At 63.7% G+C, this 11,744-nt stretch carries 9 protein-coding genes; all 9 read right to left on the bottom strand.

Annotation, left to right across the window (positions count from 1 at the left end):
• Positions 1–3: 3 nt before the first annotated feature.
• Positions 4–651: an alginate O-acetyltransferase AlgF gene (locus ACIOAU_RS18030; RefSeq protein ID WP_101322050.1), complete on the bottom strand. Its 648-nt coding sequence runs from the start codon at positions 649–651 to the stop codon at positions 4–6.
• Between the two features lie 17 nt (positions 652–668).
• The gene (locus ACIOAU_RS18025) at positions 669–1,826 is read right to left on the bottom strand and encodes an alginate O-acetyltransferase (protein WP_150570661.1); all 1,158 of its coding nucleotides are present in this window, start codon (positions 1,824–1,826) and stop codon (positions 669–671) included.
• Positions 1,827–1,839: 13 nt separating this feature from the next.
• Positions 1,840–3,297 (bottom strand): MBOAT family protein, encoded by a 1,458-nt coding sequence (locus ACIOAU_RS18020; RefSeq protein ID WP_101322048.1) that lies wholly within the window; start codon positions 3,295–3,297, stop codon positions 1,840–1,842.
• A gap of 180 nt (positions 3,298–3,477) precedes the next feature.
• Positions 3,478–4,581 carry a mannuronate-specific alginate lyase gene (locus ACIOAU_RS18015; protein ID WP_101322047.1) on the bottom strand — a complete coding sequence of 368 codons (1,104 nt, stop codon included), beginning with the start codon at positions 4,579–4,581 and terminating at the stop codon, positions 3,478–3,480.
• A gap of 7 nt (positions 4,582–4,588) precedes the next feature.
• Positions 4,589–6,031, bottom strand: a complete 1,443-nt coding sequence (locus ACIOAU_RS18010; protein ID WP_101323103.1) for an alginate O-acetyltransferase — start codon at positions 6,029–6,031, stop codon at positions 4,589–4,591.
• Positions 6,032–6,043: 12 nt separating this feature from the next.
• Positions 6,044–7,600, bottom strand: a complete 1,557-nt coding sequence (gene algG / locus ACIOAU_RS18005) for a mannuronan 5-epimerase AlgG (protein WP_101322046.1) — start codon at positions 7,598–7,600, stop codon at positions 6,044–6,046.
• Positions 7,601–7,619: 19 nt separating this feature from the next.
• A complete protein-coding gene (locus tag ACIOAU_RS18000) occupies positions 7,620–9,098 on the bottom strand; it encodes an alginate export family protein (protein WP_101322045.1) in 1,479 nt (492 codons plus the stop codon).
• The gene (gene algK / locus ACIOAU_RS17995; RefSeq protein ID WP_103438849.1) at positions 9,095–10,513 is read right to left on the bottom strand and encodes an alginate biosynthesis TPR repeat lipoprotein AlgK; all 1,419 of its coding nucleotides are present in this window, start codon (positions 10,511–10,513) and stop codon (positions 9,095–9,097) included. Before algK ends, ACIOAU_RS18000 begins: the two co-directional genes overlap by 4 nt.
• Positions 10,514–10,546: 33 nt before the next feature.
• Complete coding sequence (locus tag ACIOAU_RS17990; RefSeq protein WP_101322044.1) at positions 10,547–11,713, bottom strand: alginate biosynthesis protein Alg44; 1,167 nt, start codon at positions 11,711–11,713, stop codon at positions 10,547–10,549.
• Between the last annotated feature and the right edge of the window lie 31 nt (positions 11,714–11,744).

The raw sequence follows: 11,744 nt of genomic DNA, 5'->3' as shown, positions 1-11,744 counted from the left end.
AAATCAGTTGGTCGAGACAGGACGGGTTACCCACACCGGGGCCAGGCTGCTGCCGGAGCCGGTGACGTACAGCACGGCGGCTTCACCGCGTTCCAGCGCGACAGGTTTGATGTCGCTGACTTTCTTGTCGCCTTGGTACAGGGCCAGGTTGACCTTGACCGGATTGATCTCGCGCTCGCCGCGCGCATGGGCCGCTACCGGCTTGACCACTTCGGTCTTGCCGTCGGCGGTTTTCAGGGTCAGCGCCTGGTCGGTGAGGTTCTGCACCCGCACCAAAGCCTTTTGCTTGTTCTTGAACGGTGGCTCTTCGATCAGTTGCGGGCTGCCGCTGGCGTTGTTGACCAGGGTGTAATACTTGTCCGAGGCGAGCTTCACCGGCACCGACTTGCCACCGACCTGGGCGCTGTAGTCGCCGCCCGGGAGGAAGCTGAAGTCACTGCTGGACTGCGCGCCGACCTGCTTGATCTGGGTGTTGCCGACACTGGCGGCAGCCGGTGCGCTGCTGGCGTTGTACAGGCGCACGAAGCTTGAGCCTTTCGGTGCGCTGGGGCCGTACAGTGCGGCGTCGGCGCCGGCGAAGGCTTGCAGCGAGGCCAGCGACAGGCCCGCAGCGAGGGTGAAGACTTTGGCAAAAGATGGCTTGTTGGACATGTGCGTGTTCCTCTCTTTCAGTGTTCCGTCCGATTGGACGACAGGGCCAGGTTTTCTTCGGATTTACGGGTGTTCTTCAATTGCGCGATCCACTGCGGGTCGAACCCGCTGAGGTCGTTTTTCATCGGCAGGTAGCGTTCCGGGAATTCCCACACCACCACTTGCGGCGGGGCATCCTTGAAGGCGTCGCTTTGCAGGTACTTGAGCATCGGCAGCAACGGCCCATGGCCGTCTTCGGCGTAGTTGGCGACATCGCTGTGCAGCGCCTGCTGCAGCGCGCCGAGGAAATTCCAGTGCGGGTTGGCGCTGTAGCTGGTGCCAACCAGCGCCACCGGGATCTGGCTGTCGGCGAACAGCGCGTCACCGCTGTCGGCGTTGCCGGCCGCTGGGCGGGTAGTGCGTTTTTGCAGGTTGTCCGGCGCTGGCAGCAACTCGCTGAACAGCGGGTCGAGCGGCAGGAAGTTGGTCAGGTCGCCTTTGTACGGCGCACTGCTGCCAGCGTCGGTGACGTAGGCCTGGGGTTCGGCTTGCAGCAGTTTTTGCCGGGACACGGCTTCGGCCACGGTCTGCGCGGCGACTTCGGCGCCCAGCGGGGTCCAGTGCGTGTCGGTGCGCAGGAATACCTGGCCGCGGGCTTTGGCTTGCTCCATTGGCGCCTGCAGGTCAGGGGCAAACACGTTGGCCTGGCGTGCCTGGGCATGGAACTGGTTGTACAGGTCACCATGCAGGCTGGCCGGCTGCTCTTCGCCGAGGTACTCGGAGTAGATCCGCGCCTTGGCCGGGATGATCGCCAGCACCAGCTGCACGCCCTGGCGTTGCAGGGTGTCGCGCACGCCGCGGATCAGCGCCAGGTTGTCCTGCATCAGCTGGTCGGCACCGGCGGTGGGTTTGAACTCTTCGTCGCTGAACAGCCATTGCTCGCGGCCCAGCACCACGCCGGGGCGGCCTTCGTTGAACAGCTTGTAGTCCAGTGCGGCCCACAGGTTGGTGCTCAGGCGCTTGATCGGGAACTGCTCGTCGTAATGGGTCTCGGCGGCCTTGGCCAGCTTGCCGTTGAGCACCGTCATCTGCTCGGTGCGCTGAAAGCTCGAAGCGCCGCTCAGCGACCACACGCCAAGGCCGGTGAGCAGGCCAAGGAAGGTCAGCGAGTAGGTGATGCGAAGTGTCCGGGTCATGGTCGTCCGTGCCTCAGAACTGGAAGTAGAGGAATGGCGAATAGCTTTGCGCCGAGAGTTTCAGCACCGAGGCAACGAACAACAGCAGCACCAGCACGCGGGCCATGACCCGGCTCCAGTCCAGGCCGATCGAGCCGTCGCTGTTGATCTGTACCGGGGTTGCCTTGGGCGTTGGCTTGGCATTGCGGTAGAAGTCGCGCAGGCCGAAGAACGCCAGGGTTGCGTAGGCGATGAACATGGTTGCCACCTGCAGGCCGGTGAGGTTGGCGCGGTTGAGTTCCGACAGCTGCCATTCGCCGAAGCTGAACATGGCGGCGTACATGCGCCCGGCCACGTCGAGGTTTTCCGAGCGGAACATCACCCAGCCGGTCACTACCAGCAGGAAGGTGAACGCCCATTTGATCGGGTTGAAGCGCTGCGGGTTGGTGTCCAGGCCCAGCGCACGTTCGATCGCGAGCCAGATGCCGTGCCAGGCGCCCCAGAGGATGTAGGTGATGTTGGCGCCGTGCCACAGGCCGCCGAGCAACATGGTCAGGAACAGGTTGCGGTAGGTGTTGAAGGTGCCTTTGCGGTTGCCGCCCAGGGTGATGTACAGGTAGTCGCGCAGCCAGGTCGACAGGCTGATGTGCCAGCGCCGCCAGAACTCGGTGATCGATTGGCTGATGTACGGCTGCTTGAAGTTCTCCATGAAGCGAAAGCCCATCATCAAACCGAGGCCGATGGCCATGTCGCTGTAGCCGGAGAAGTCGAAGTACAACTGCGCGGTGTAGGCCAGGGCGCCGAGCCAGGCGTCACCGGTGGTAGGGTTTTCCAGGGCGAAGCAATGATCGGCAACCACCGCCAGGGTGTCGGCGATGAACACCTTCTTGATGAAACCCTGCATGAAGCGGGTGCAGCCTTCGGAGAACTTGTCGAGGGTGTGAGTGCGGTTGTTGAACTGGTCAACCAGGTCCTTGAAGCGCAGCACCGGGCCGGCAATCAAGTGCGGGAAGATCGCCACGAACGCTGCAAAGTCGATCAGGTTTCGAGTCGCCGGGGTATCACCGCGGTACACGTCGATGATGTAGCTGATCGACTCGAAAATGTAGAACGAGATCCCGATCGGCAGCAGCACGTGGGTGATGATGAACGGCTCGAAACCGAACGAGGTGATTATTGCGTTGAGGCTGTCGACGCCGAAGTTGGCGTACTTGAAGTAGCCGAGAATGGCCAGGTCGACACCTACGCCGAGCAGCAGCCAGCGCTGTGCGGGTTTGGTGCGCACGCCTGCGGCGCCGACTTTGAGGCCGATCCAGTAGTTCCACAGGGTCACGCCGGCGAACAGGGCGAGGAAGTCGACCCGCCACCAGGCGTAGAAGATGTAGCTGGCGACCAGCAGCAGCAGGTTGCGATAGCGTTGCCCGCTCAAGTAGTACAAGCCGAGGAAGATCGGCAGGAACAGGAACAGGAACACATTTGACGAGAAGACCATCCTCGTTCTCCTGATGGATGTACGTAGCTGGGGCAGCAGCCCCCCAAACCCCCCAGCCTGGACCGGGGAGCAACTTAATACCCTGTGGGAGCGGGCTTGCCCGCGAACAAAGGCGTAGCCTTTGCCTGGCATCACGCGGTGCCTCATTCGCGGGCAAGCCCGCTTCCATAGGGATGAGTGTTACTTGTTGCTAGCTGCGCTCGGGTCATACACCCGGGTCATGTTGCCGCCCAGGCGGAAACTGTCGAACGGCTGCATGCCATGCTTGCGCGACAGCGTGTCGCCAACGCACTGGTACAGCGCGCACCACGGCTCGAGCCAGGCGTACTTGCTGTCGACCTTGAGGTCTTTCATGTCCTGTTTGACGCCGGTACGGGCAACGAACTGACGCGGATCACGGGCACCGGCCAGCACCCCTTCGCCGAGGCGCTGCAGGGCAAAGTTGTTCTCGCTGCGCAAGTCGACCCCGTTGACCTTGGCGAAGCTGGCGATCATCGCCAGCGGCGGCAGAGCGTAGTTGTGGTAGGCCAGCGCGCGCTGGCGGCGCTTGAGCTCGTTAGGCAAGAAGCCCTGCTCGTCGATCTGGTTGGCGCCGACGCGGTATTCCTTCACGGCCCAGTCGAACAGGTCGCGGCGGTCGGTGGCGACGGCAGTAGCCATCACCGACCAGGCGGCCCAGTAGCTGTGGTTGTTGATCTTCTCCAGCGGCAGGTCGCTCCAGTCCTTGACGGTCTGTTCGGCCAGGCGGGCGAACCATTTTTCAATGGCTTCGGCTTCGGCCTTGTGCGCCGCCAGCGGCTGCGAATTGGAGAACTTCAAGCGCAGCCAGGAGCCGCTCATGCTGCCCAGTGCCCATTTGCGCATGGACTTGCCGGTGTGGTTGTAATCGGTCGAGAGCAAGGCGTCGGCCTGCGCCCACTGGCTCAGCCAGCCAAGCGCGCAATCGAGCTGCGCCGGGCGGCCGTCGCGCATGTACTGGCCGACCATCTTGCTGACGCCACGCTCGAGGGTGGTGATGTCTTTGGTCGAGTCGCGGAAGGCTTTTTCCGAGCGCAGGTTGAGCGTCGAGCGGGCCTTGTCCGAGCCTTCGTACTTGCTGCGAAACTGCAAGGCGCCGGTGTAAGGCTTGGGCGCCTGTTCACAGCGGAACTTGCCGTCGGTGGTTTTCATCTGCTCGATGCCGGCGTAGTAACCCTGTGGGGGTACCAGCTCGGCCTGCGCAGCGCCGGCAAACAGGGCCAGGGCGAGCAGGGCAGGGGCGAAGGTCGTGCGTGGCTTGATCATGTGCGCCTCACTGGCCAGCCTGCGCTGTGTGCGCAGGGCTGGCGAAGTTGTTGCGTTTGCAGAGCTTGGCTTCGACTTTCTGGGTGCCTTGTTCCGGGCCTTGCAGCTCCAGCGCGAGCAGGTTCTGGCTGGCCCAGTCTTCGTCTTCACGCAGCTGGAAGACAAAGCGCCCGTCGGTGTCGGAGGTCTCTGGTTTTTCGATCTTGATGTCCTCGTGGCGCCCGTTCAGATACCACAGGGTCGCTTGCAGGACCTTGACCGAAGTGTCTTCGAACTTGATGTCCATCTGCAGGTTGCGGTTGACCAGGTCCTTGATCACGCCGCCCTTGCCGTTGACCATGACTTCGTTGGTGCCGGGCTTGAGCGTGGTGCTGGCGCTCATCTGTGCTGGGCGGTCATCGCAGCCGTTGTCGAGCAGGCCGAGGATCTGCCGCCAGATGGTTTCCTGGTCGAGGCGATACAGCGGCGAGAATTCCCAGATGAGGATCTTTGGCGGGTGGGTCTTGAACTCTTCGCTGCCCAGGTACTGGATCATCGCACCTTCCAGGCCACCGCCCGGGAAGGCGACGTTGAGCACGTCGGCGCCGATGTATTGCTGCAGGAAGCCCGAGAAGTTGTAGTTCTTGCCGCTGTGGCTGGTGCCGACCAGGGTGATCTCGGCATTGCCGCTGTCGCCGAACAGGTCGTCGTCGCCGGCGGCGCCTTTCGGCTCGGTGGCGAACTGGTCCATGTACTGCACCGCGTAGCTGCTGCCGCAGAGCTGGCCGGCGACGTTGTGCAGGGTGCCGGTCTTGCCCATGCGCCCGGACTTGTGGGTTTCGAATTCCTTGCGCGGAATGTCGGCGAAGGCCGGCATCTGCTGCACGCTCTTGGCGATGATCTTCGCCGCTCGTTCAGCGCCATACGGCGTCCAGTGCTGGTCGCCGCGGAAGTAGAAGTCCTTGCCCTGATCGGCTGCCGCCAGCTGCTCGTTGGTCAGTGGCGACAGGTCCGGCACGGTGTAGCCCATCTTGGCAAAGCGCTTGAGCATGGCCTGGTAGTTGCCCAGCGCCTTCTGGTAATCGAACGCGGCCTTGTCGGCCGGATTGAGCATGTTGCGGTTAACCAGGCCACGGGTTGGCTGATAGACCATCACCAGCTCGATGCCGCGTTTCTTGAAGGCGTCGTGCACCTGCTGCAGGCGCTGGTAGCCGGCAGCGCTGGTGCTGAACTCGGTGCGCAGGTCTTCGCGGGTACGGAACAACCAGTCGCCCTGCGCCTGCACCAGGGTGGTGAAGTTCTGCTGGTAGCGGGTGGTGTAGCGGCTGGCGTCGTGCGCTTCCGGGCACAGCTGACAGCATGGCTCGGCGGTGAAGCTCGGCGCCTGGACCTGTTCGGCGCGCACGCCCTGGCTGATCGCCAGCAGGGCGGCAGTCAGGCCGAGCAGTTTCATCAAAGGTGCAGTGGTCATGGTCAGCATTCCTTAATCGATCATTTCGGTCTGGCGTTCGACCGGGTCGATCAGCACAGCCTTCTGCTGGCGCACCAGCAGGTCGAGTATTTCGTCCTGGCGCTCGCCGAGCACGCCATTGAGGCTGATGCCGCTGGCTTTGCGCGGGGCGAGCATGGCCACCTTGTACAGCTCGACCGACAGCGGCGAGTCGATCGACAAGGGGCCGGAGCCATTGGCGGTCAACTCGCCGCCGACCACGATCAGCGAAACCTTGGCGTCGAACGGGTCGAGGGCGATGTCGCGGTCGGTGTCGGACAGGTCCTTGATGTGCCCGTAAACACCGACCAGGCCGTTGGCCATGGCGATGTTCTCGTAAAGGCGAATGTTGACGCTGTTGCGCACGCGGATGCCGTGGCGACGGTTGTTGATGACCTTGTTGCCCCAGATCAGGTTGTCACCGCTTTCGTACACGGTGATGCCGTCGGTGTGGTTGCGGTAGATCTCGTTGTAGGCAATCAGGTTGTTGACGCTGTTACGGTCGATCACCACCCCGGAGAGCTTGTTGTCGTAGCTCTTGTTGTTGAAGATCCAGCTGTCGTTGACCTCACGCGAAACGATGATGCCGTGCTTTTTCTTGGTGCCATGCACGGTGTTGCCGGCGATGATCAGGCGGTGCGAACGGTCGTGCGGGTCGATGCCGTAGACGATGTTGTCGCGGTAGGTGCTGTCCTTGACCACGAAGTCGCTGGTCTCGTAGCAGTAGAAGCCGTACCACATGTCACTGAATTCGGAACCGATGATCCAGCCGGTCGGTTCTGCGCGGCCCATCTTTTTCGCCATGTTCGGCGTGTACTGCGAGATGCTCACGCCGTACGACTTGGACTGGGAGTAGCCAAAGCTGGCCATCTTGCTGTTGACGATGTAGGTCTCGGTGCCGCCCCACGACAGCAGGAACGGGCGGAACTCCTTGGGCGAGCGGAAGCTGGCCGGGCCGTTGTCCTTCTCGCGCCAGCCGGTGACCTGGGTGTCGCTGACGAACAGCTTGCCGTCGTTGACCAGAAACGCGCCGCGCTCCTGCGACAGACGCAGCTCTTTGACCTTGCCGTTGATTTCCAGCACGCCCTTCTGCCCGACCACGATCGGCAAGCGTGCCAGATACACGCCCGGCGACACTTCACTCAGGTACTGCTTGGGCACTTGCTTGCTCAGCTCGGTCAGGTCGACATGGCCGTCGTCGACAAAGATCGCCTGGGGGATACCCTGCTGGCGCTGGACCCACTCGGCGGCCTTGTTGTCGCCGCCGATGAATTCCTTGAGCGATTCTTCCTGAAGCATGCGGCGCACGCTGACCTTGCCCTTGCGGCTGCGATCGATCTTGGCTTGCACCGCTTGCGCGGTGTAGCCAGTCAGATCAGGCAGCTTGGGCGGCTCCATGTGCAGCGGCTCGACTGGCGCGCTGGTCACGGTGTAGGTCTTGGCCTGCTGCAGGCCCTTGGCCGTGCCTGGCTCGGCGGCCTGAGCCACGCCTGCGGCCAGCAGCAGGGCGCTGGCGAGCAGGCTGTAGCGAAGCTTGGGTTGCAGGTTCATATCCAGTCCTCGGCGCACGTCAGAAACGCCAGATCACGTCGACAAAGGCGCGGTGCATGTACGAGTCGGCCTCTTTGCCGTAGGCATCGCCAGGCTTGAACACGCCAGCACGCAGGCGTACCAGCGCCGACGGTTCGTCGATCGACTGGCTCAGCGATGCTGGCAGCAGGCCTTGCTTGAAGTACTTGGTGACGACCACGTCCATCTCCTGGCCCAGGTCCTTCTCGCCGTTGACCAGTGGGCGGTTGACGCCTTCGTCATCGACCACCGCATTGATGCCGCTGGAGCCGATGTTCTGCTGGCCGTTGACGCGCCAGAACTTGTGGTAGATCAAGCTGGCGTCGTAGTCGTCGCGCAGCTGCCAGGAGGCGAACAGGGTGGCTGCCTGCAGGTTGCCCAGCTCACCGCGGAAGGCTTCGCCGAAGCGGTGCACCCGTGAGCGGGTGCCGGTGAAGCTGGAGCGATTGCTCTCAAGGCCGGTCTGCTCGTAGTTGTTCGAACCCTTGCTGCCGCCGCCACCGCTGCCACGAGCATAGGCCGCGCCGACTTGCCACTGCGGGTCGAGGCGCAGGCGGATACCGAGATCGGTGGCCCAGGCATTGACGTCGCCGCTCTGCTTGCCGGTGGCGACTTGCTCGTTGCCGACCAGCTCGCTGTTGAGCTTGTCGCGGTCACCGGTCAGCCAGGTCAGGCTGCCCCAGTAGTTGACGGTGTGCTGGTTGCGCCAGTTGTAGGCATCGCTGTTGGCTTCCAGGCCCAGCCAGGTCAGGTCGCCGGTGCGGCGCTTGTCCAGGCCGTCGAGGCTCTCGCCAGTGTTTTTCAGGCTGCCGCTGTCATGGGTGTGGTGCGCGCGCAGGCCAACCCAGTGACCGGGGGTCCACTGCGTGGCAACGTCGCCGTAGAAATGGGTGCGGTCCTTGTCTTCCGGAGCCAGCTCGGTGAGGTCGGTGCGGTATTCGCTGAAGCGCTGGGCCATGCCCAGGTTGGCCCGCAGCAGGGTGGTGTCGAAGGTCCAGTTGAGCGCTTCGATGTTGCTGTCACGCCACATGCCGTCGTCGTTACGCAGGCGCTGGCGGCCGAGCCGCAGTTGCTCGCCGGGGTAGGCGGTGAAGCCGCTGTAGCCGACCCAGAACTCGCGCATGGCCAGGTAGCTTTTGTCGGCTTTGCGGCCGTCGGCAGCGGTGTCGACGGTGCTGCCATCGTCGGACTGGCGCAGGGTGTCGGTTTCGATGGTGTCGGTGGCCGCGACCGCCTGGCCCATGGCAAAGGCGCTCCAGTTGCCACGCTCGCCGTAGACCCAAGGGCGCAGGTCCAGACCCAGGCCTTGCACATCACCGCCGGAGCGGGTGCCGAGGTCGCGGTCGTCTTCCGACTGGCCGGTGATTTTCACGTCGAGGCCGAAGTTCTTCTCGGCGGTGATATCGGCCAAGGTCGGGCACGACCAGAGCAGGGCGAAGCTCAGGCCGATCCCGGCCTTCACGAAGGGGTTGAGCGTCATAGGGAGGAATCCTCGGCGTCTTCATCGTCTTGCAGGGCTTCGATGGCCATCATGCTGTTGCCGGCTTTGGCCATGCTGCCGCGTGCCTGCTGCTCTTGCGCAAGCAGGCGCTGGGCCTGGCTGCGCTGCTCAGGCGTCAGTTGCTGATCGAGTTGCTGCAGCAGTTCGGTCGACTGCTGCGACGGGTTGGCCTGCGCCAGGCTGGCGAATACCCAGGCATTGCCAGGGTTCTGGCGGATGCCGTGGCCTTCGCTGTACAGCTGAGCCAGCGCATAGTCGGCGCTGAGCTGGCCGCCGCGGGCGGCGTTGAGCAGGTGATCGACCGCCTTTTGCGGCTCGACCTGGCCGAGGTAACCACGGCGGTACAACTGGCCGAGGTAGTAATGGGCGCTGATTTCGCCGGCAGCAGCGGCGGCTTGCAGATGAGTTTCGGCTTTGGCCGCATCGGCTGGCAGGGTCTTGCCTTCGTAGTACAGGCGGCCCAGCAGCAGCTCGGCACGCGGCTGTTCGGCGGCGCGGCCTTTGTCGATGTAAGCCAGCAACTGGTCGGTGTCGCCCAGCTCGGGGAAGTCATACAGCAACTGCGCCAGGCTGACCCAGGAGGCCGGGTTGGCCGGGGCAACCTGCTCGAGCAGGTCCTTGGCGGTTTTCTCGTCGGTCTGGCCCAGGCTGCGATCAGCCAGTACCCGCGCCACGCTGTCGACCCGGCTGGCCGGTACGCTGCCGCGGGCATAGGCCGACTTGAGCTGCTCAAGCAGGGCAGTGCGTTGCTCGGCCTGGTTGCGTTTCTGGTAGACGGTGGCCAGCTCGACATAGCAGATGTCGGTGCTGTTCAGGGCGGTTTTGCAGATGCGCTCGACGTCATCCAGGTGCTGATCGTAGCTGCCCTGGGTGCGGTAGAGGAGGATCTGCGCCAGGCCCGCTTCCGGGTTGCCGGCAGCGCGCCATTGTTCGATCTGTTGCTGCGCGTTGACCTTGGGGAAGCTCTGCGGGTATTGCAGATACAGCATCGCCAGCGGGATCAGGGTGTTGCTTTCGCCCTGGGCGGCGGCGCGCTTGAGCAGGCTTTCGGCCTCTTCGCGCTCGGCCTGGGTGCTGTCCGGTTTGGCTACCAGCAGGCGGCCAAGACGGGCCTGGGCCCGCGACGAGGTGCTGGCGGCGGCGCGGTAGGTGGCTTCGGCCTGCTGCAGTTGCGCAGGGTCGCGCGAGGCCACCTGAATATCGGCCAGGCCGACCTGCGCATCGCTGTAGCCGAGATCAGCCAAGGCCTTGTAGTTGCGCTCGGCAGTGGCGGTGTCGCCACGCTTGAGCGCTTCGTTGGCCAGGCGCTGATCGGGCAGGCCGGCGCAGCCACTCAGGGCAATGGCGATCGCCAGTGAGCACCAGGTGGCTGGGCGCGCGCCGGGCGACGCCATGGGTAGGTTGAACAGGCTCATGGTCAGATCCTCTTACAGCCCACGGGCCGCAGCTTTGCTGATCAGCCAATCCAGCGAAGGGCCGCGATCGCTGTTGACCGCTGCCGGGCGACCGGCCAGTTCGGCGGGCAAGGCACCGTCGGGTTTGATCTGCACGCGGATGTCGGAGGCCAGGTCTTCGCTGTTGAGGCTTGCGCTGCTGACGATCTGGCCAGTGCGCACTTCGTCTTCACCGGCGATCTGGAAGTTAACCTTGGTGCCCGGCTTTACCTCGTCGAACTGGCGGTAGCTGAAGCGCGCCTCGATCATCGGGTTGGTGGTGCGCGGTACCAAGTGGAAGATCGGCTGGCCTTTGCTGGCGTACTGGTCGTCATCCACCAGTTGCTCGGCGACGACGCAATCACACGGGCTGGTAAGGGTACCGGCGAGTTGCTTGCCGAACAGTTCCTCGACCTTGGCCGGCTCCAGCTGCGAGTCGTCCAGGTGGCCTTTGAGCATGTCCAGCATGCTGGTGCTGAAGCTTGCCAGTGGCGCGCCCTTGACCACTTGCCCGCCGCTTTCGACTAGGCTCTTGACGGTGCCGTCGCGGGGCATGGTCACGGTGGTGGTCGGCACGGCGACCACACCGGCTTCGGCGTGGCTGACGAAGTACATGCCATACAGCGACTTGGCGACAAAACCAAAGGCGGCGATACCGACCACGAACACGCCCAGGGTCACGGTCACGGCACGCAGGCGGCCAAACGCGCTCAGACCCGAGCCGCCGTCCTTCTGCTTGCGCGCCTTGGTGAAGTTGTCGCGTTGCAGGGTACTGAGCACGTCACCGGCAGTGATCAACTCGCCCGACAGGTGCGAGGTGATGATGTGGCGCAGGGTGGCGATGTCGCGTGGCTCGAGATTCTGGAACTCCGCACCGGTACGGCCGGTGGCGGCGTCGCTGGTGCGCACCAAAAACTCGATGTCCATCGACAGGCCGAGGTTGTCGACCACGAACTGCAGGCGACCGCGGATCACTTCGCCGATCGGCAGTGCGCGCTTGGCCTGGAAGGACAGGCCGCCAGCAGACAGGTCATCGACCTTGGCCTCTTGCGGCTCACGGTTGCCGTCCACAAAACGCAGCTTGGCGGGGATACGCACCCGGGCGTGTTGGCGCTGGGCTTCGGACTCATGCACGACATTGACGTTGACGGCGTTATTCATGGCGATTTCAAGTTCCTGTTAGTTCTGATCC

The organism is Pseudomonas sp. NPDC088322 (assembly GCF_044740745.1).
Classification (GTDB): domain Bacteria; phylum Pseudomonadota; class Gammaproteobacteria; order Pseudomonadales; family Pseudomonadaceae; genus Aquipseudomonas; species Aquipseudomonas shirazensis.
Note: the sequence above shows the minus strand (reverse complement) of the source record. Positions and strands in the feature narration are given on the sequence as shown.

Excerpts from the sequence above, each read along its gene's own strand:
- ACIOAU_RS18030 (WP_101322050.1), bottom strand. The coding sequence starts at position 651 with ATGTCCAACAAGCCATCTTTTGCCAAAGTCTTCACCCTCGCTGCGGGC.
- ACIOAU_RS18025 (WP_150570661.1), bottom strand. The coding sequence starts at position 1,826 with ATGACCCGGACACTTCGCATCACCTACTCGCTGACCTTCCTTGGCCTG.
- ACIOAU_RS18020 (WP_101322048.1), bottom strand. The coding sequence starts at position 3,297 with ATGGTCTTCTCGTCAAATGTGTTCCTGTTCCTGTTCCTGCCGATCTTC.
- ACIOAU_RS18015 (WP_101322047.1), bottom strand. The coding sequence starts at position 4,581 with ATGATCAAGCCACGCACGACCTTCGCCCCTGCCCTGCTCGCCCTGGCC.
- ACIOAU_RS18010 (WP_101323103.1), bottom strand. The coding sequence starts at position 6,031 with ATGACCACTGCACCTTTGATGAAACTGCTCGGCCTGACTGCCGCCCTG.
- algG (WP_101322046.1), bottom strand. The coding sequence starts at position 7,600 with ATGAACCTGCAACCCAAGCTTCGCTACAGCCTGCTCGCCAGCGCCCTG.
- ACIOAU_RS18000 (WP_101322045.1), bottom strand. The coding sequence starts at position 9,098 with ATGACGCTCAACCCCTTCGTGAAGGCCGGGATCGGCCTGAGCTTCGCC.
- algK (WP_103438849.1), bottom strand. The coding sequence starts at position 10,513 with ATGGCGTCGCCCGGCGCGCGCCCAGCCACCTGGTGCTCACTGGCGATC.
- ACIOAU_RS17990 (WP_101322044.1), bottom strand. The coding sequence starts at position 11,713 with ATGAATAACGCCGTCAACGTCAATGTCGTGCATGAGTCCGAAGCCCAG.